We start from the raw sequence: 20,180 nt of genomic DNA on the forward strand, positions 1-20,180 counted from the left end.
CCCGAAGTACAAATCATCACCAATATCCCGCAAATCCAGACGCATTTATTTAAGGGGGGAATAATTATGAAATATTATGAAAAATTATGATCAGCAACCAACCAAGCCGTTCGCAAAACAAACACCAACAATAAATAAATAGTTAACAAGCAGGTCACAAGGGTCGCATTAATACAACATTAAATAAGAAAGCATTCATTTGCTTACGAGATAAATCTTGCTTTATTAGCCACTTAGCAAGAAAGAACGAAACACACCTTTAATGAGCTAGAAACAAATCACACATTTTATTTCGATTAATTAACAACCATAAAACATTACAATTTGTGACAATACTCACATTTTCTGTAATCACCTTATACTTTTGGGCTATTTCATTTAAAAAGCTGCGTCTAAATCAAATTTTCTATCGATATTGTTTCATAGAATGCCTCTAGGATTTCAAGGTTAAGTACGCTTCGGCGTACTTTTTTAAATTTTATCGTCTTACCTCCGGAGGATAGCTGTGAAAACAATTACCACAGATATCGCTGTAATCGGCGCAGGTGGTGCAGGTCTTCGTACTGCCATCGCTGCTGCAGAAGCAAACCCAGACTTGGAAATTGCCCTTATTTCTAAAGTTTACCCAATGCGCTCTCACACTGTAGCTGCAGAGGGTGGCTCCGCTGCCGTCATCAAGGATGAGGATAGCTTGGACAACCACTTCAACGACACCGTTGGCGGTGGTGACTGGCTATGTGAACAGGACGTTGTTGAATATTTCGTAGAAAACGCAACCCGCGAGATGACCCAGCTAGAGCAATGGGGCTGTCCGTGGAGCCGTAAAGAAAATGGTGACGTGAACGTACGCCGCTTCGGTGGTATGAAGGTTGAGCGCACATGGTTTGCCGCGGATAAAACCGGCTTCCACATGCTGCACACCCTGTTCCAGACGTCTATCAAATACGATCAAATCAAGCGTTTCGACGAATACTTTGTTGTAGACCTACTTGTTGAAGAAGGTGAAGTGCAGGGTCTTGTGGCTATCCACATGGCCGAAGGTGAGTTGATCTGCATTAAAGCGAAGTCTGTTGTTCTTGCAACAGGTGGTGCTGGCCGCGTTTACAACTGTAACACCAACGGCGGTATCGTAACTGGTGACGGCATGGCTATGGCCTTCCGCCACGGTGTACCTCTGCGTGACATGGAGTTCGTTCAGTACCACCCAACTGGCCTACCAGGTACAGGTATCCTGATGACCGAAGGTTGTCGTGGTGAGGGCGGTATCATCGTCAACAAGAACGGCTACCGTTACCTACAAGACTACGGTATGGGCCCAGAAACACCAGTTGGCCAGCCGAAGAACAAATACATGGAACTAGGTCCTCGTGACAAGGTTTCTCAGGCATTCTGGCACGAGCAGCAGAAAGGCAACACCATCAAGCACCCACTGGGTGACGTGGTACACCTTGACCTTCGCCACCTAGGTGAAGAGTACCTGCATGAGCGTCTTCCGTTCATCTGTGAGCTATCAAAAGCTTACGTTAACGTTGACCCAGCCAAAGAGCCGATCCCAATCCGCCCAACCGTTCACTACACCATGGGTGGTATCGAGACTGATAAGCACAACGAAACACGCATCAAGGGCCTATTCGCCGTTGGTGAATGTTCATCAGTTGGCCTGCACGGTGCTAACCGTCTAGGTTCTAACTCCCTTGCTGAGCTTGTGGTATTCGGTCGCCTAGCGGGTGAAGGTGCGGCAAAACGCGCTGAAGAATTCAAAGGCTGGAACGAAGCTGCTATCACTGCACAGGTTCAAGCAGTTCAAGACCGTATTGATGCCCTAATGGCTCAAGAAGGTGACGAGAACTGGGCTGATATCCGTACTGAAATGGGTCACTCCATGGAAGCAGGCTGTGGTATCTACCGCCAAGAAGACCTGATGCAAGCGACTATCGACAAGTTGGCCGAACTACGCGCTCGCTTCAAGAACATCAGCATCAAAGACAAAGGCAAGGTATTCAACACTGACTTGCTATACGCAATCGAAGTGGGTTACGGCCTAGAAGTTGCTGAAGCGATGGCTCACTCTGCTATCCAGCGTAAAGAGTCTCGTGGTGCACACCAGCGTCTTGACGATGGCTGCACAGAGCGTGACGACGTGAACTTCCTGAAACACACACTGGCGTTCTTCAACGGTGACGACGCACCTCGTATCGAGTACAGCGACGTAACAATCACCAAGTCTCAGCCAAAAGCCCGTCTATACGGTGCAGCGGCAGAGGAAGCGGCAGCGAAAGAAGCAGCCGAAGCGGCAGAGAAGAAAGGGGAGCAGGCGTAATGTCAGACAATCGCATCCAAAAAGTAGAAATTCTGCGTTATGACCCAGCGAAAGACGCAGAACCATACTTCGAAATGTTCGAAGTACCGTTCAACGAAACCATGTCTGTGCTTGATGCACTAGGTTACATCAAGGACAACCTAGACAAAGATCTGGCTTACCGCTGGTCTTGCCGTATGGCAATCTGTGGTTCTTGCGGCATGATGGTCAACAAGGTGCCAAAACTGGCCTGTAAGACCTTCCTACGTGACTACCCGAACGGCCTGAAAATCGAAGCGCTGTCTAACTTCGCTATCGAGAAAGACCTTGTCGTTGACATGACGCCGTTCATCGAGCGCCTAGAAGCTATCAAGCCATACATCATCGGCAACGATCGCAAGCCTGAAGATGGTCCAAACAACCAGACGCCAGAGCAAATGGCGAAGTACAAGCAGTTTGCAGGTTGTATCAACTGTGGCCTTTGCTACGCAGCATGTCCTCAGTTCGGTCTGAACCCTGAGTTCATCGGCCCTGCAGCACTTACCCTGGCACACCGCTACAACCTAGATAGCCGTGACAACGGTTCTGATGAGCGTATGAAGCTGATCAACGGTGAAAACGGTGCATGGGGCTGTACGTTTGTTGGCTACTGTTCTGAAGTTTGTCCGAAGAGCGTAGATCCAGCAGCAGCGGTTAACCAAGGCAAAGTGGAATCTTCTAAAGATTTCGTTATCGCCATGATGAAACCTCAGGAGGCATAAGGATGAGCAATCGTAAACCTTACGTTCGCGAAATGAAGCGCACTTGGTGGAAGGATCATCCTTTCTACCGCTTCTACATGGTTCGTGAAGCAACTGTACTACCACTGATCTTCTTCACTATCTGCCTGACTTTCGGTCTTGGTAGCCTAGTGAAAGGCCCTGAAGCTTGGGCTGGCTGGCTTGAGTTCATGGCGAACCCAGTCGTTGTTGTACTGAACGTACTAGCACTGGCAGGTAGCCTGTTCCACGCACAGACTTTCTTCAGCATGATGCCTCAGGTTATGCCTATCAAACTGAAAGGCAAAACTCTGGACAAGAAAGTTGTTGTTCTATCTCAGTGGGCTGCAGTTGCTGCAATTTCACTGTTCGTACTAGTTCTAGTTTAAGGAGAACCACGTGGTTAATCTAAATCCTAAACGTTCTGACGAACCAGTATGGTGGGGTCTGTTCGGTGCTGGCGGTACTTGGTTTGCAATGCTGACACCTGTGACTGTACTGGTACTGGGTATCATGGTCCCACTGGGTATCCTAGACGCTGACGCAATGAGCTACGAGCGCGTTTCTGGCTTCGTAACCAGCTTCATCGGTGCACTATTTACTATCGCGACACTGGCCCTGCCAATGTGGCACGCGATGCACCGTCTGCACCACGGTATGCACGATCTGAAATTCCACACTGGTGTGGCAGGTAAAGTAGCATGCTACGCAGCGGCATTCCTTGTGTCTGCCCTAGCTGTGATTTTCGTGTTCATGATCTAATCGTGATTCGAAACAAAAAAAGCACCGCCTGGCGGTGCTTTTTTTATGCCTGTGACAATTCCAGCTCTAGGATAAAAGGCATAAAAAAAGGTCGCCTCGGCGACCTTTTTTACAACCGGAAGCAGATTACTTCACACGGCCAACGTATTCAGCTGAACGGGTATCAACCTTGATCACTTCACCGATAGCGATGAATAGAGGTACACGTACAACCGCACCTGTTGATAGGGTTGCTGGCTTACCGCCTGTACCCTGGGTATCGCCTTTCAGGCCAGGATCAGTTTCAGTCACTTCAAGCTCAACGAAGTTTGGTGGCGTTACTGCGATTGGGTTACCGTTCCACAGTGTTAGCGTACAAGTGTTGTTCTCTACCAACCACTTCGCGTTCTCACCTACCGCTTTAACGTCTGCAGCAATTTGCTCGAACGTTTCATTGTTCATGAAGTGGTAGAACTCACCGTCGTTGTATAGGTAATCAAGATCAGTATCGATTACGTCTGCAGCTTCAACGCTTTCACCAGACTTGAAAGTCTTCTCCAGTACCTTGCCTGAAAGCAGCTTACGGATCTTAACGCGGTTGAACGCCTGGCCTTTGCCTGGCTTAACAAATTCGTTTTCGATAATGACACATGGTTCATTATCTAGCATAATTTTCATTCCGCCGCGGAATTCATTGGTGCTGAAAGACGCCATTTTTATCCTCTTAACATCTTCGAGTTGTATTTAATGCCGCACATAATAACCCGAAACGCCTCATCTGTTGAGCAAAACTGGCTGAATGATCTTGCTAATGCGATATCTGATCCGATTCAACTGCTAAATAACCTGAAAATCGATCCCACCCCGTGGGCAGAAGGCTTGGCGGCCCGGAAATTATTTGCACTGCGTGTCCCTTTGAGCTTTGTCGATAGAATGGAAGTTGGCAACCCCAATGACCCGTTATTGCGACAGGTATTACCGCTGGCTGAAGAGTTCGAGGTTCACCCTGGCTACTCGCAGGACCCACTCGAAGAGCAAGACAACGCTATTCCCGGCTTGCTGCACAAGTACAAAAACCGGGCACTGATGATTGTCAAAGGCGGCTGTGCGGTCAACTGCCGCTACTGCTTCCGCCGCCATTTTCCGTATCAGGACAACCAGGGTGGTAAGCGCAACTGGCAAGCCGCGCTGGATTATGTGGCGACCCAGCCGGACATTAACGAAATGATCCTGTCCGGCGGTGATCCGCTGATGGCAAAAGACAGCGAATTAGCTTGGCTAATCGATGCCATCGCAGCCATTCCGCATATCAAGCGGTTGCGGATCCACTCACGACTGCCAGTGGTGCTACCATCCCGCATCACCCCGGAGCTGTGCCAAATGCTGGCCCAGAACCGCCTACAGGCCGTGTTGGTCACCCATATCAACCATGCCAACGAAATTAATGCAGAGCTTATACAGGCGATGCAGGCGCTAAAACAGGCCGGTGTCACCTTGCTCAACCAAGGGGTGCTGCTCAAAGGTGTCAACAACTCAGTAGACGCCCTGACCCAACTCAGCGAAGCGTTGTTCGATGCGGGAATCCTGCCTTACTATCTCCATGTTTTGGATAAGGTCCAGGGCGCAGCGCACTTTATGGTCGACGACCACACTGCCCGCCAGTTGATGGCCGGTTTGATGGAGAATGTTTCCGGCTATATGGTGCCCAAACTCACCCGCGAAATCGGTGGCCGCCGCAGCAAAACCCCGCTGGATTTGCGTCTCGAGTAACCTTTAATACAGCAATACCTTTCTGTTACCTACTGCAGTGCCGTTTTGCACTGCAGCCGTCTCTACCCCCCCCCTGCAAACGTACAGCAATACAACAAATAACCACCTTTTAGGTGCTCAAAACCAATCTTCAAGCCAGTACTTACCACAATTCATATAAGTTATTGTTTTTGAATGATTTATTACCGTGCAGCTTTTCGAGCTTTTTACCTTACAAGCTCACCACAACCCAAAAGGTCATTTTTTTGGCCAAAACATCCAACATGATCAGCAAATAACCTTGTGATCAGATAAAACCTGAACAAGTATTTGACCTATCATATAAAAACCAAATCCCAGAAATTAAGTGATTGATAATAAAAGACTTAATAATGCGTGCAGCTTTTCTAGCTTTTTACCAAGCAAACCCGCCACAATAAAAAAGAATATAGCAGGCCAAATGATAATGTATTGAGAAAATATTTTGATAGGTGCGATTAAAAAAGATCATCGCCAAATCGCTCGCTTTTTAAACCAAGTAAGCGCATAGTCGCGCTCCAATCTGCTGGCGAGGAAGGCAGCCAAACTTCACGCCCTGCAGGCAATCCATCACCTTATTAATGAGTAACGCAATGAAAATTGGCATTCTCTCCCAGAACGAAAACCTGTACTCAACCCGCCGCCTGCGCGAAGCCATTGAGCAGCGCGGCCATGAAGCTGTGATCATCAACGCATTGCGTTGTTATATGAATATCAACTCGGTCAAGCCGTCGATTCACTTCGAAGGCCAAGATCTGACTGGCTTTGATGCCATTATTCCGCGTATCGGCGCGGATATTACATTTTACGGCTGTTCGGTACTGCGCCAGTTCGAAATGATGGATGTGTTCTCGGTGAACCCATCGATTGCGATTTCGCGTTCTCGGGACAAGCTACGTTCGCTGCAGTTACTCAGCCGCAAGGGCGTCGGCATGCCAATTACCGGCTTTGCCAGCAAACCCGATGATGTGCCGGATCTGATCAAAATGGTCGGCGGTGCGCCGCTGGTGATCAAACTGCTGGAAGGCACCCAGGGTATTGGTGTGGTATTGGCCGAGACCCAAAAAGCCGCCGAGAGCGTGATTGAGGCCTTTATGGGGCTCAAAGCCAACATCATGGTGCAAGAATTCATTGAAGAAGCCGGTGGTGCCGATATCCGCTGCTTTGTTATCGGCGACAAAGTGATTGCCGCAATGAAACGCCAAGGCGCAGAGGGCGAGTTCCGCTCCAACCTGCACCGTGGTGGTAGTGCATCATTAATCCGTATTACACCGGAAGAACGCAAGACTGCCGTCGCCGCCGCAAAAGCCATGGGGCTAAGTGTTGCCGGGGTTGATTTACTGCGCTCCAACCGCGGGCCATTGGTGATGGAAGTGAACTCCTCGCCAGGCTTGGAAGGCATTGAAGGGGCAACCGGCAAAGACATTGCCGGCATGATTGTGGAATACATAGAGAAAAATGCCGGTAAAAAAAGCCGCCGCAATTCTCACCAGTAATCCCCTCTTGCCTAGCGGCATACATAGAACACCGATGAAAAGCAGCCCCCGGGCTGCTTTTTTCATCAACTTACATATCAATTACAGGAGCAGCAGCCATCATGTGGCTTGATATCACGCCCTTTGCCTGGCCAGCACTTTTGCAGTGTGCCATCTGCGGTACGGTGATTGGGGTCGAGCGCCAAATCAGGGGCAAACCGGTCGGGATCCGCACCTCGACCCTCATCATCATGGGGACCTACTTTTTCATTACCCTGGGTGAGACGCTATCAACAAACAACGCCGATATTTCGCGGGTCATGGCGCAGGTGATCACCGGTATCGGTTTTCTCGGCGCCGGCGTCATGATGACCAGGGACGGGCAAATCCATGGCGTTACCTCTGCAGCCGTTGTATGGATGCTGGCCGCCCTTGGGATCACCATTGGGCTGGGTTATGGTCAGACCGCTGTGATCATGACCGGTATCGTGGTGTCGATTTTGCTCGGTGTCGATAAGCTGGAAAATAGCCTACGAATCTTGCGTAAGGGGGTCCACGCCCACCTGAGCGACCGGCGTCAACTGAAGAAGGTCAAACGCCATCGCCAAGAAAGAGGTGAAATGTCTGGTGCTGGGGAAAGTGCTGCGGAGTTCGCAACTGCAGTGAGCGACTCCGTTTTAAAGGAAGCGGTGCCAGAAAAAGCGCCTATGAAGCAACAAAGTTAACAGCCCATCGACATGTACAGCGATGAGCATGTAAAGCTGCTTTTTGGTGAGCGTTTTGAACGCCTAGTTCAAAAACCTTTCCCACCAACGCTAAACTGCTGATTTAAATAAAATAAATTAGCGTTCAGCTTTTTCGGCTTTTTCCCTGACAAACTCAACCCTGTCGTTTTAGCCATTTTCCGGCAGGGCTCTGGGAAAAAGCCACTTTTCTTGTACAGCTTTCAATGTAAATAACAGCTAAAAGCAAACCAAAACCAATCTGCATTGAAAAACATAGATAAACATGATTAACTCATTGATGTTTAATAACTAAATTTGCGTACAGCTTTTCTGGCTTTTTACTAAGTGAGCTTAGGCAGCCCATTTGCTCTGGATTTCGCCATCAAGCACTTACGCTCAAGGAGGTTTCTCACCCAACCTTCTCCTAGCGCACAATGCGATCAGCTTACTAACCATTAATCACCAAAAAGCAGTACAATATCAGCACTGTTTGTTGATAACCACCTAAACACCCATAAGCTTTTGATATTAAAAGGCATTAATCACGTACAGCTTTCTGAGCTTTTTCTCTGGTAAGCTCGCGATGGGAAAAATACGTCCCACAGAGGAATATCTCCCTTGTTCCAGCCATAAAAAAACGGAGGCTTTCGCCTCCGTTTTTAAATTTTACTACTATCTCAGTGAGATAGGGGCATGTCGGGTAGCAGCGACGCATTACTGCGCCACCGCCCCCTAAGAACCGTACGTGCGAGTTTCCCCGCATACGGCTCAAGCCTTTATAAGCTCGTATTACATACGAACCAACAACTTAGGAACGAGACGTTCCATATTAGGAAGATCTTTCCACACGAATTTCTTCAAGAATGGCATTTTCTGGAAATTTACCATCGAACCATATCCAATACTCGTCATCTTCAGGAACCGCGGGCGATTCAACTAAATCACTAACTCGAAAGATTTGAACACCACAATCTAAAAGTACTTTTCTGGATAACTTTATAACAGTCCCTGATTCGTACTTTCCTTTGTTAAGGGCATATTTCTTTGCTACCTCAAAGTGAGGAGACGTTGAAAGGCCAGATGTAGGATCTCCATTTCCTCCGTATTCATGTGTATGAACAGTGTTAGCAACAGAGCAACCGAAAGTGAAATCACTATCGCCACATTGGACGTGTTCATCCCCAAATTCGGCCCCCGTTTCTAGCGGTGCATCAACATTACGAGGCGTCAGAGCCTTTTCCTTATTTATATAGCAGTTAAAGCCTCGATATAAATAGTCTTCGCTCATCACATCCTCTCTAACTAAATGACAAATATAGATTTATCCATGATACAACATTTCCGATTGCATTCACTGGCTACCACTTAAATGTATCTGCCTGTGGCAATTTATGTGAACTACCATCAAGTTCGTGTTGTTATCCGAGCCACCATCAACTCTGCGGATTATGTGGTGTACATCCCACTCTTCTTTCGAATTGAACTGCTGATGACATACAGCGCATTTGAAGTCTTGCCTTTCGACAAGTCTCCAGAGCTTCATGCTACCGACCAGAGATTTTTTCAGCCTCTGTACCTTCCGTTTCTCAAAGTATTGTTCATCTTCAGGTAGATAACAGTTAGCTGTCGCCCGAATCTTCACATGTTTATCAACTTTCACTTTTGCTGCACTTAGCAACCGATAGTAACCATCTTCCCCTATTGGCCGAGGAGCACTGAATACCCAGTTCCTATCACCTGCTTTCTTAAAGTACTTACTTTTAATCCAGCGTTTACGGCGATTGAGGTGGATGCGCTTGCACCATTGCCAAAGCATTTTCCAAATTCTGTAGTCCACATACTTAAACGTCTCGCTAGCACATACCCAACGATGGTAATTACACCACCCTTTAATCATGGGATTCAGTTTGGCTATTACTGCTTTAGCCGGAACTGTTTTATGGCTGTTAAGGTAGTCACGTATGCTTTTCAGAAATACCTTCACGTTTCTTTTTGATGGCTTAATCAACATCTTGCCATCGTATTTACGCAAATTCTGTCCTAGAAAATCGAACCCTTCATCAATGTGTGTAATTACAGTTTTCTCATTTGAAAGTTCCAGCCCTCGTTCGGCCATAAAGGCTTTCACAACAGGTAGAACCTCCTCTACCAGCAACTCTTTAGAGATACCGGTAATAATGAAATCATCTGCGTAACGCACATAATTGACCTTGGTTTTATAGCTCGCTTTGGTGTTCTTCTTCCCGAAATGGGATTCGAGCACCGCCTCCAAGCCATCCAACGCCATATTAGCCAGTACAGGAGAGATAATTCCTCCTTGTGGTGTACCAGCCTCTGTTGGATTTAACTTTCCAGACTGCATGAATCCAGATTTCAACCATTTCCTAAGTACAACCTTATCAATAGGAATGTTGGCAATAAGCCAATCATGGCTTATATGGTCGAAGCACCCTTTTATATCTCCCTCTAGCACCCACTGGGCGCTAGATTTTCGGCTGAGATTCACGAAGCATTGTTCGATAGCATCAGCGCATGAGCGATTAGGGCGAAAACCATAACTATTACGATCCGCTGTTGTTTCCGATACGGGCTCAAGAGCTAACAAGTACAGAGCTTGCATTGCCCTATCAAGCATTGTCGGTATTCCTAACGGCCTTAGTTTGCCATTGGCTTTGGGTATATAGACTCTTTTGAGTGGTCTAGGCTTATAGCCTTTTCGCTCAAGTCTATCTATCGCGTTCCATTTGTCCTTTGGGTTACTCCATGTTTCTCCGTCAACTCCCGGGGTCGATTTACCACGGTTTTCAGTAACACGCCTTACGGCAAGTGCTTTGGCGGCAAATGATCGGGTTAACATCCTTTGAAGCCGTTTGACCTTACGCCAATCAGACTTTTCCGTTGCTTTCGCGATTCGTACCTGTAGTCCTCTCACCGAACGGTGCATAAGCTCCCAGTTAATACTGTGCCATTGCTCCGCTTGATGGGAGGATGCAGATACTTTAACTTGCGCTAAAGTATGCACCTTGCTTTCCTCCATAAACATCAGAAATGAAACATCACAAGGTGCACTAAGCCCATAGGGCTTTGATTACCCTATGGGTTTCAATAACTCATACAACGTGAATTAAGAACTTACCTGCTTTCACGCGATTAAAGACCAAGCAGACGTCAGCACCGTTTCCGGTAGAAATACGTTGATTCCTTATCCAGCTCATTACAAGGTGGCGTTAGCTTTTTCTGCTCTCCTATTCCCATACATCCAACAGCTCCCCTCACAGGTTACCTGCCTAAAAGGCGAAAATATGGGGTTTCCGAGTTCCGCTTTCATTACATAGGTTACTTAGGTTCTATCTATCCACCGATGGCACAAATATCAGCGTATTCCCAGATGTAAGAGGAATAACTGGCCATACACCTTTTGGTCGAAGCGTTAGTCTCCAGTGCATTACCAAAGCACGTAGAGTCATCAATAGCCTTTCGCTCGTCGCGGCTGACGGTGTTTATCAATAGTTCACATACGTTAACCATATAACCTAGCCTAGCCCCTCTGCTGCCTACTATTGGCCGCATTCCTGTCAGTTGCTTTACAGCACATGACAACCACTGAAGTGGGGGTACATTGTCAGGAAGCTCCGCACACCGCGTTACCGCAGATGCACTATCCCTAGGCTACTATTGGCTGAACAATAGGTCTTACTAACCCTTCGCTGTACCCGTCCGAGTTCAGTTAAGGCCAAGACAATAATGAAAACAGCTTTGCACCGAATAGGTGGCTCAAGCTTTTAAGACACGAATCTTCCCGTTACCTCACAACACCTAAGTGCTGCTTCAACGTATATCCGCAAAATGCAGGATATAGGCTAAGACCTATACCGAATAATCAGACTCCCGTGAGGGAGACCGATATTCAGGCTTAAGCAAAGCCCGAATATCGGGTTTCAAAATGCTATTTCGGCGGGGGTAGTAAGCACCATGTCAGTGCTTACTATGGACGTAGCCCGCTCGGCTAGCTACCTACGCGACTCTCGTCGCACTACATCATGCCGCCCATACCACCCATACCGCCCATACCGCCCATATCAGGCATTGCAGGAGCATCTTTCTGAGGTAGGTCGGTAACCATCGCTTCAGTGGTGATCATCAGGCCAGCAACAGAAGCCGCGAACTGCAGTGCAGAACGGGTTACTTTTGTTGGGTCCAGGATACCCATTTCAATCATGTCGCCGTATTCGCCGGTCGCAGCGTTGTAGCCGTAGTTTGCTTCACCCGCTTTCACGTTGTTAGCAACAACAGACTCTTCATCGCCTGCGTTCTTGGTGATTTGGCGGATAGGCGCTTCCATTGCACGTAGTGCAACTCGGATACCTACGTTCTGCTCTTCGTTGTCGCCCTGTAGGTCAACCACTTTAGAAGCAGCACGGATAAGTGCAACACCACCACCAGCAACAACGCCTTCTTCTACCGCTGCACGGGTTGCGTGTAGGGCATCTTCAACGCGGTCTTTCTTCTCTTTCATTTCAACTTCAGTCGCAGCACCGACTTTAATCACTGCAACACCGCCTGCTAGCTTAGCAACGCGCTCTTGTAGTTTCTCTTTGTCGTAGTCTGACGTTGCTTCTTCGATTTGCTGGCGGATCTGAGCAACACGGCCGGCAATCATTTCTTCTTCGCCAGTACCGTCGATGATTGTAGTGTTTTCTTTAGTGATAGAAACACGCTTCGCCTGACCTAGGTCTTCAAGCTGAACTTTTTCTAGCTCAAGGCCGATTTCTTCAGAAATCACTGTACCCGCAGTCAGTACTGCGATGTCTTGTAGCATTGCTTTGCGGCGGTCACCGAAACCTGGCGCTTTAACCGCAGCCACTTTCACGATGCCACGCATGTTGTTCACAACTAGCGTTGCCAGTGCTTCACCTTCAACATCTTCAGCAATGATAAGCAGTGGACGAGACGCTTTCGCTACACCCTCAAGTGCTGGTAGCAGTTCACGGATGTTTGATACTTTCTTGTCGATTAGCAGGATGAATGGGTTTTCCAGATCAACGCTGCCCGCTTCTTGGTTGTTGATGAAGTAAGGAGACAGGTAACCACGGTCGAACTGCATACCTTCAACAACATCTAGCTCGTCATGTAGCGCCTGGCCTTCTTCAACAGTGATAACGCCATCACGGCCTACTTTTTCCATCGCTTCAGCAATGATGTTACCTACGGTCGCATCAGAGTTAGCAGAGATAGTACCAACCTGGGCAATCGCTTTGGTGTCTGCACATGGTACAGACAGGGCTTTTAGCTCTTCTACTGCCGCAACAACAGCTTTGTCGATACCGCGCTTCAGATCCATTGGGTTCATACCCGCAGCAACCGCTTTAAGACCTTCGTTTACGATAGCCTGTGCAAGTACTGTTGCCGTAGTTGTACCGTCACCCGCCGCGTCGTTCGCTTGTGAGGCAACTTCTTTAACCATTTGTGCGCCCATGTTCTGGAACTTGTCTTCCAGCTCGATTTCGCGCGCAACAGATACACCGTCTTTAGTGATAGTCGGTGCACCGAATGATTTGTCCAGTACCACGTTACGGCCTTTAGGGCCCAGTGTTACTTTTACTGCGTCAGCCAGAACGTTGACACCTTCTAGCATTTTGATACGTGCGTCGTTACCAAATTTAACGTCTTTTGCAGCCATGTCTTTCTTCCTTTCTTAATTCTTTATTCGAGGTGAACGGATTATTCAACGATTGCCATGATGTCGTTTTCAGACATGATCAGGACTTCTTTACCGTCGATCTTTTCAGTCTTCGTGCCGTAGCCTTCAGCAAAGATCACAGTATCACCAACTTTAACGTCCAGCGGCTGAACCGTGCCGTTCTCTAGAATGCGGCCATTGCCGACAGCCAGTACTTTACCGCGAGTCGATTTTTCAGCAGCAGAGCCTGTTAGCACGATGCCACCAGCAGACTTAGATTCAACTTCTTGGCGCTCAACGATAACTCGGTCATGTAAAGGACGAATGTTCATCGGTCGTCTCTCCTGATTTTGGTAATATCCATAGATTAATAAGGTAAACGCAAAACGTTTACTTTTTCTGATACATAAACATGTTGGGTCTTTTTTTGAGAACCCAAGTCCTGCAGCGCTATTTTTTCAAAATTTTCTGACAGAATTTTTGCCCGATCACACTCTTTGCATTAGGGTAAGCGGGCATTCTTTTCCCGAGACGACCATGGCAGACAACAACCAGCCAGATTTGACACGGGCTCAAAGCAGCAGGCCTGACAAACACGGGCTGCTCTCCGAGCCAATCCCAGATGTCCTCAAGCGCCTGACGGTACCGATGATCTTCGGTATGGTGGCGATTTTAATGTTCAATCTGATCGATACCTTTTTTATATCCCTGCTGGGCACCGAAGCGCTGGCAGCGGTTAGCTTTACCTTCCCGATCACCTTTGCCATCAACTGTATTACCATGGGGATCAGTGTCGGGATTTCCACCAGCATCGGCCGCCTGCTCGGTAGCGGCGATACCCGCAGCGCAGCTCGGCTGACCACCCACGGCCTACTGCTGGCCGTGATTATGATGGTACTTGCCTCGACGTTAGGTGTGCTGACTATCGAGCCGCTGTTTAGCCTGATAGGTGCGCGGGCGGACTTGCTACCTATCATCAACGACTATATGTCTATCTGGTACCTGGCGATTCCGCTACTGGTGATCCCGATGGCGGGCAACAGTGCTATCAGGGCTACCGGTGATGCAAAAACCCCGGCCAAGATCATGATCCTTGCCGGTGCGATCAACGGCGCGCTGGATCCCTTATTGATCTTCGGCATCGGGCCATTTCCTGAACTTGGGGTGAAAGGGGCGGCCATTGCTAGCGGGATCAGTTGGGCCTTTGCCCTAGCTGGCTCGCTGCATGTGCTTATCAAGCGAGAGAAACTGGTTGCGCCACCGCAGTTATCCCGCCTATTGAACGACTGGCGGCAAATCCTGCAAATCGGGACCCCGGCAGGGCTATCCAATGCCCTCAACCCGCTGTCAGGCACCTTGCTGATGGCCTTGCTAGCTATCCAAGGCACCACTTCCGTGGCGGCCTACGGTGCGGCGATGCGGATAGAGTCCATCCTGATCACCGTGATGATGGCACTAGGGTCGGCCCTGATGCCATTCATGGCGCAGAACCTCGGCGCTGACAAGCCGCTGCGGGCCTTTGCAGCCCTGTTTACGGCAATGCGCTTTGCCATTTTATTCCAGCTGCTGATTTTCATCATGATGGTGCCGCTGAGTTGGCCGCTGTCATCAATGTTCAGCCAAGACCCGGCGGTACAGTCGCAACTATGGCATTATCTGGTCGTTGTCCCGGCTAGCTATGGCCTGCAAGCGGTCTGCATGTTGCTGATCAGTGCCCTTAACGCGATGCACCGCCCGGTAGATGCCTTGATCTGGAACCTACTACGCCTGTTTGCCCTACTGCTGCCGCTGGCTTGGTTAGGCAGTACCCTTCATGGCACTAAGGGGCTGTTCGTCGGCATCGCCGTGGCTAATGCGGTGAGTGGATTGACCGCCTACCTGTATGCGGTTAGGCTGCGCCGCCGCTGGCATGCAGACCCCATTTCTTAGTGCATTTCCTCGCGCATTTACATGTCGCAACAAATATGAACAGCATTAACAAAAAAAGACAGCCGAGGCTGTCTTTTTTATGTCTACTATTGCAATGCGCAATGGCGCTTAATGAAGACGGGGCGAGTCATCGTCATTTTTCTTATCGTCTTTGCGCTCGAACTCGCCGTCAAACACATCACCACCCTGCTGACGGTCTTGTTCATTGCCACCAAATGGGCCACGCTGCTGGTTGAATGGGTCATGCTGTTCGAACCCTTGACCCGGGCCGAAACCAGCACTGAAACCGGCACCGGATGACATGCTTTGCACCTTGACCCGGCTCATCAATTGCTTGGCGAGCCAAGCACGTGGGCCCGGTAGCAATACCGCCATGCCCATCGCATCGGTCATGAACCCCGGCGTTAGCAGCAGCACACCCGATACGGCAAGCATCACCCCTTCCACGATTTGCTGGGCAGGCAACTCCCCTTTCTGCAAGCGGCTTTGCACCGACATCAAGGTCGCGATGCCCTGGCTACGTACCAGCGAAGCACCGACGACCGCCGTCACCAGAACCAGTCCCATTGTCGGCCACAGGCCGAGGAAACCACCGACCTGGATGAACAGGGCGATCTCGACAATCGGCACGACAATAAACAAAAACAGTAATATCGGAAACACAATTTTCCCCTTGCTGGTGGGCAGTAATTTGAGTCAAGTTGTAACACACCGGTGTCACACTACAAAAATCTCTTCGGCTTATAACAAATATTGGGAGCAGACAGCCATTTTTCAACTCTTTTCTATAGGGTTTCAATGTAACGATTGATTACAATAAAACTGCTGCGATTAATCCAACACCAATTTCACATTTTGTCATATTTGGTCATTTTTAATCATAAAGCGCAGGTGAGTTATTAACAGTATTTGTGAGCAAGATCTCGTTTCTGTGCAAATGTTTTCAGTCCATTTAAAAAAGTGATCTGGGTTATGTTTTTACCCCTAAAGGGGAGTATTATCGGCAGCAGACAATAGGTGTCAGGTACGATCATCTAGCCAAACTCTCTGCGGAATGGATTCTAAAGTTTCAGAATTGGCTCAATATTTGAATTTAATTAGCAGATTCCACTAAGGCTACGTCATGTCTCAGATGATTGATCTAGAAAAAAATGAAGCAATGGTAAACAACGTTGCAACTCGTATCGAAGAAGATCTACTAGGCGAACGCCAAGTTCCAGCCGACGCTTACTGGGGTATCCACACCCTACGTGCTGTAGAGAACTTCAATATCTCTAAAACTACAATCTCTGACGTTCCAGAGTTCGTTCGCGGTATGGTTTTCACCAAGAAAGCAGCTGCAATGGCGAACAAAGAGCTGGGCGTTATCCCATCAGAAGTTGGCGAATACATCGTTAAAGCGTGTGATGTGATCCTTGAAACAGGTAAGTGCATGGATCAATTCCCGTCAGACGTATACCAAGGCGGTGCCGGTACTTCTGTAAACATGAACACCAACGAAGTTATCGCAAACCTTGCTCTTGAGCTAATGGGCAAAGAGAAAGGCGAGTACGACATCGTTAACCCGAACGACCACGTTAACAAGTCTCAGTCGACTAACTGTGCTTACCCTACTGGTTTCCGTGTAGCGGTATACAACAGCATCATGACTATGCTTGAAGCTCTTGAGTACCTAAAAGGTGCTTTCGATGCGAAAGACAAAGAATTCGCTGATGTACTGAAAATGGGCCGTACCCAGCTTCAGGACGCAGTACCTATGACTGTAGGCCAGGAATTCCACGCGTTCGGCGTACTAATCAAAGAAGAAATCAAAAACCTTCAGTACACAGCGCAACTGCTTCTAGAAGTAAACCTAGGTGCAACCGCTATCGGTACTGGCCTAAACGCGGCAACAGGTTACCAGGAACTTGCAGTACAGCGCCTAGCTGAAGTGACTGGCCTACCTTGTGTACCAGCAGAAGACCTAATCGAAGCAACCTCTGACTGTGGTGCTTACGTAATGGTTCACGGTGCACTTAAGCGTACCGCGGTTAAACTGTCTAAGATCTGTAACGACCTGCGCCTTCTTTCTTCAGGTCCTCGTGCTGGTCTTAACGAAATTAACCTACCAGAAATGCAAGCTGGCTCTTCTATCATGCCAGCGAAAGTAAACCCAGTTGTGCCAGAAGTGGTAAACCAGGTTTGCTTCAAAGTCATCGGTAACGATACAACCATCACTTTCGCGGCAGAAGCGGGCCAGCTACAGCTGAACGTTATGGAGCCAGTGATCGGTCAGGCACTGTTCGAGTCTATCGAAATCCTGAAGAATGCGTGTATCAACCTACGTGACAAATGTATCGACGGCATCACTGTGAACAAAGAAGTATGTGAAAGCTTCGTGTTCAACTCTATCGGTATCGTGACTTACCTAAACCCATTCATTGGCCACCACGAAGGTGACATTGTAGGTAAGATCTGTGCTGAAACCGGTAAGAGTGTCCGTGAAGTGGTTCTAGAGCGTGGCCTTCTAACTGAAGAGCAGCTAGACGACATCTTCTCGGTACAGAACCTGATGCACCCAGAATACAAGGCTAAGCGTTACAACTAAGTTGTAACCAATAAACAGCCCGGCGGATTTTCAGGATGAGGATCCGCCTTTTTTTGCTACAGATTTCCCCCTTTTATTTTTTAACTTTAAGACAGGACAATCATATGGTTGGTGTAGAACTATTAGTCGTTCTCGCGTTCATTTTCTTGGGCGCCCGAATTGGTGGTATTGGTATTGGTCTGGCAGGTGGCGCCGGTGTTATCGTGCTTTCCCTGCTGTTGGGTATGCCAACAAGCCAAAGCTATATCCCAATTGACGTAATCCTTATCATCATGTCTGTTATCACTGCGATCGCTGCTATGCAGGTTGCCGGTGGTATGGATTGGCTGGTTGAACTAGCCGAAAACTTCCTACGTAAGAACCCGAAGCGTATTACTTTCTACGCACCTATCGTGACTTACCTGATGACCCTAATGGCAGGTACTGGTCACACGGCGTTCTCAACGCTTCCAGTTATCGCTGAAGTAGCAAAAGAGCAAGGTATCCGTCCTTCACGTCCGCTATCTATCGCTGTTGTTGCTTCTCAAATTGCGATCACCGCATCGCCTATCTCCGCAGCGGTTGTCTTCTTCTCTGGCATTCTTGAACCGCTCGGAGTGGGCTACCTAACCCTACTGGCTATCTGTATCCCAACAACCTTCATCGCATGTATGGTTGGTGCGTTCGTTGCTAACTTCCTAGGTTGCGAACTAAAAGATGACGTTGTTTACCAAGAGCGTCTGGAGAAAGGCCTGATCAAGCTACAGGGTTCAACCAAGCGTGAGATCCCTGCTTCTGCGAAGAAAGCGACCTTCATCTTCTTGGCTGCTATCCTGATTGTTGTTGCTTACGCTGCGGCTATCTCTGGCTCTGTTGGCCTAATCGAAAACCCAGCCCTGGGCCGTAACGAAGCTATCATGACCTTCATGCTGGCGGCAGCAGCGGCTATCGTATTCACGACTGGCATCGATGCAGCGAAAATCCCAGCGGCACCAACATTCCGCTCTGGTATGACTGCATGTGTGTGTGTACTGGGTGTAGCATGGCTTGGTTCTACGTTCGTAAACGGCCACGTTGACGGCATCAAAGAAGTGGCAGGCTCCCTACTGAGCGACTACCCATGGATGCTGGCATTGGTTCTATTCTTTGCTTCTATGCTGCTTTACTCTCAGGGCGCAACGACAACTGCGCTAATGCCTGCAGCATTGGCTATCGGTGTTGCTCCGCTAACAGCTATCGCTTCTTTCGCGGCAGTAAGTGCACTGTTCGTACTACCGACTTACCCAACGCTACTTGCAGCCGTTGAGATGGATGACACAGGTTCTACCCGTATCGGTAACCTAGTCTTCAACCACCCATTCTTCATCCCGGGTGTGGTTACTATCGCAACGTCTGTAGCGCTAGGCTTCGTATTCGGTGGCATCATCCTGTAATTGAGGATAATTGCTCCCTATCAAGGTCGCCTACGGGCGGCCTTTTTTATTGCCAGAGGCATGAGGCATGAGGCATGAGGCATGAGGCATGAGGCATGAGGCATGAGGCATGAGGCATGAGGCATGAGGCATGAGGCATGAGGCATGAGGCATGAGGCATGAGGCATGAGGCATGAGGCATGAGGCATTGTGAGCACCCACTAACAGCAATCAAGTAATAAATGAATTTAGTCAGGCAGTGTATGATTTAGGCGCACGAAAATAACTCGGTTTTGACAACCAAGCGAAGCGAAAATATAGGATATGAAAAGTGTGGTTCAGGATTCGAACCGAGAAGAAAGGTTACAATAGAAATTTAATGTCTCCGCCCCATCCTAGGGCGAAGACAGAGAACAAATACGGATTCCCGACGTATTTGCTCATTCCGGTGGTGACGTCAATCCCAACATCCCGACCGGATTCATGTCTCTTTTTGCTACAGAGCAGGCCAAGACAGGAAAGCCTGCCCACTAATAGTAGTCATTGAGGCAACTTGGTGATAGAGGTAAAAGCGTTATGCAGCGATGCAAAAATGGTATGAAGTTAGACGACCTGCGCACCCTGATTGCGATTGCCCAACACGGAAGTTTCAGAGCAGCCGCCAGTGCATTAGATATTCCCCCAACGACCCTGAGCCGCCGGCTCCAGCGGTTGGAAGATACCCTGGGTAGCCAACTGGTGATCCGGGTCAGCGACACATTGCGGCTGTCCCGGATCACCAGTTGGCTACCCAGGGTATCTTCCAAC

16 protein-coding genes and 1 pseudogene are annotated in these 20,180 nt (G+C 48.6%); 11 read left to right on the forward strand and 6 right to left on the reverse strand.

The genetic code is table 11. The features are described 5' to 3' along the window. Window positions 1–505 precede the first annotated feature (505 nt). Genes frdA through frdD form a run of 4 tightly spaced genes read left to right on the forward strand, consistent with a single transcriptional unit; the run spans window position 506 to window position 3,819 of the window. Window positions 506–2,320, forward strand: coding sequence for a fumarate reductase (quinol) flavoprotein subunit (frdA, locus tag C9J01_RS28515; protein ID WP_107301445.1), 1,815 nt, complete (start codon window positions 506–508; stop codon window positions 2,318–2,320). Next, a complete protein-coding gene (locus C9J01_RS28520) occupies window positions 2,320–3,060 on the forward strand; it encodes a succinate dehydrogenase/fumarate reductase iron-sulfur subunit (RefSeq protein WP_039458938.1) in 741 nt (246 codons plus the stop codon). The genes frdA and C9J01_RS28520 overlap by 1 nt, the downstream gene beginning before the upstream one ends. Before the next feature lie 2 nt (window positions 3,061–3,062). After that, on the forward strand, window positions 3,063–3,446 hold the full coding sequence (gene frdC / locus C9J01_RS28525) for a fumarate reductase subunit FrdC (RefSeq protein ID WP_107301446.1): 384 nt from the start codon (window positions 3,063–3,065) through the stop codon (window positions 3,444–3,446). 10 nt (window positions 3,447–3,456) lie between these two features. Further along, window positions 3,457–3,819: a fumarate reductase subunit FrdD gene (frdD, locus tag C9J01_RS28530; RefSeq protein WP_107301447.1), complete on the forward strand. Its 363-nt coding sequence runs from the start codon at window positions 3,457–3,459 to the stop codon at window positions 3,817–3,819. Window positions 3,820–3,945: 126 nt separating this feature from the next. Here frdD and efp read toward each other — a convergent pair whose 3' ends face one another. After that, window positions 3,946–4,512: an elongation factor P gene (gene efp, locus C9J01_RS28535; RefSeq protein ID WP_107301448.1), complete on the reverse strand. Its 567-nt coding sequence runs from the start codon at window positions 4,510–4,512 to the stop codon at window positions 3,946–3,948. Between the two features lie 33 nt (window positions 4,513–4,545). Here efp and epmB point away from each other — a divergent pair, with 33 nt between their 5' ends. From epmB to C9J01_RS28550, 3 genes and pseudogenes are all read left to right on the forward strand, one after another. Then, window positions 4,546–5,568, forward strand: coding sequence for an EF-P beta-lysylation protein EpmB (epmB, locus tag C9J01_RS28540; protein ID WP_107301449.1), 1,023 nt, complete (start codon window positions 4,546–4,548; stop codon window positions 5,566–5,568). A gap of 611 nt (window positions 5,569–6,179) precedes the next feature. Beyond that, complete coding sequence (rimK, locus tag C9J01_RS28545) at window positions 6,180–7,082, forward strand: 30S ribosomal protein S6--L-glutamate ligase (RefSeq protein WP_039459779.1); 903 nt, start codon at window positions 6,180–6,182, stop codon at window positions 7,080–7,082. Window positions 7,083–7,183: 101 nt separating this feature from the next. Further along, a pseudogene (locus C9J01_RS28550) lies at window positions 7,184–7,657 on the forward strand (MgtC/SapB family protein); the annotation flags it as partial. Window positions 7,658–8,615: 958 nt separating this feature from the next. Here C9J01_RS28550 and C9J01_RS28560 read toward each other — a convergent pair. From C9J01_RS28560 to C9J01_RS28575, 4 genes are all read right to left on the reverse strand, one after another. Next, window positions 8,616–9,074, reverse strand: a complete 459-nt coding sequence (locus tag C9J01_RS28560) for a hypothetical protein (protein WP_107301452.1) — start codon at window positions 9,072–9,074, stop codon at window positions 8,616–8,618. 63 nt (window positions 9,075–9,137) lie between these two features. Beyond that, complete coding sequence (gene ltrA / locus C9J01_RS28565) at window positions 9,138–10,808, reverse strand: group II intron reverse transcriptase/maturase (protein WP_237157078.1); 1,671 nt, start codon at window positions 10,806–10,808, stop codon at window positions 9,138–9,140. Between the two features lie 1,011 nt (window positions 10,809–11,819). Next, window positions 11,820–13,466: a chaperonin GroEL gene (gene groL, locus C9J01_RS28570; protein WP_039459780.1), complete on the reverse strand. Its 1,647-nt coding sequence runs from the start codon at window positions 13,464–13,466 to the stop codon at window positions 11,820–11,822. Window positions 13,467–13,507: 41 nt separating this feature from the next. Then, entirely contained in the window at window positions 13,508–13,798 is a 291-nt protein-coding gene (locus tag C9J01_RS28575) for a co-chaperone GroES (protein ID WP_036832752.1), read from the reverse strand. Between the two features lie 205 nt (window positions 13,799–14,003). Between C9J01_RS28575 and C9J01_RS28580 the strand changes: the two genes are divergently transcribed. Further along, window positions 14,004–15,395 carry an MATE family efflux transporter gene (locus tag C9J01_RS28580; RefSeq protein ID WP_107301453.1) on the forward strand — a complete coding sequence of 464 codons (1,392 nt, stop codon included), beginning with the start codon at window positions 14,004–14,006 and terminating at the stop codon, window positions 15,393–15,395. A 108-nt stretch (window positions 15,396–15,503) separates the two neighbouring features. Here C9J01_RS28580 and C9J01_RS28585 read toward each other — a convergent pair whose 3' ends face one another. Further along, a complete protein-coding gene (locus C9J01_RS28585) occupies window positions 15,504–16,058 on the reverse strand; it encodes an FxsA family protein (protein WP_107301454.1) in 555 nt (184 codons plus the stop codon). 460 nt (window positions 16,059–16,518) lie between these two features. Here C9J01_RS28585 and aspA point away from each other — a divergent pair, with 460 nt between their 5' ends. The 3 genes from aspA to C9J01_RS28600 form a co-directional block, all read left to right on the forward strand. After that, on the forward strand, window positions 16,519–17,982 hold the full coding sequence (aspA, locus tag C9J01_RS28590) for an aspartate ammonia-lyase (protein ID WP_107301455.1): 1,464 nt from the start codon (window positions 16,519–16,521) through the stop codon (window positions 17,980–17,982). Window positions 17,983–18,086: 104 nt separating this feature from the next. Beyond that, window positions 18,087–19,394: an anaerobic C4-dicarboxylate transporter gene (locus C9J01_RS28595; RefSeq protein ID WP_107301456.1), complete on the forward strand. Its 1,308-nt coding sequence runs from the start codon at window positions 18,087–18,089 to the stop codon at window positions 19,392–19,394. A gap of 555 nt (window positions 19,395–19,949) precedes the next feature. Then, the coding region (locus C9J01_RS28600) for a helix-turn-helix domain-containing protein (protein ID WP_237157079.1) at window positions 19,950–20,180 on the forward strand (231 nt) is incomplete at its 3' end.

The sequence above is a fragment of the Photobacterium rosenbergii genome (genome assembly GCF_003026455.1).
Lineage (GTDB): Bacteria > Pseudomonadota > Gammaproteobacteria > Enterobacterales > Vibrionaceae > Photobacterium > Photobacterium rosenbergii.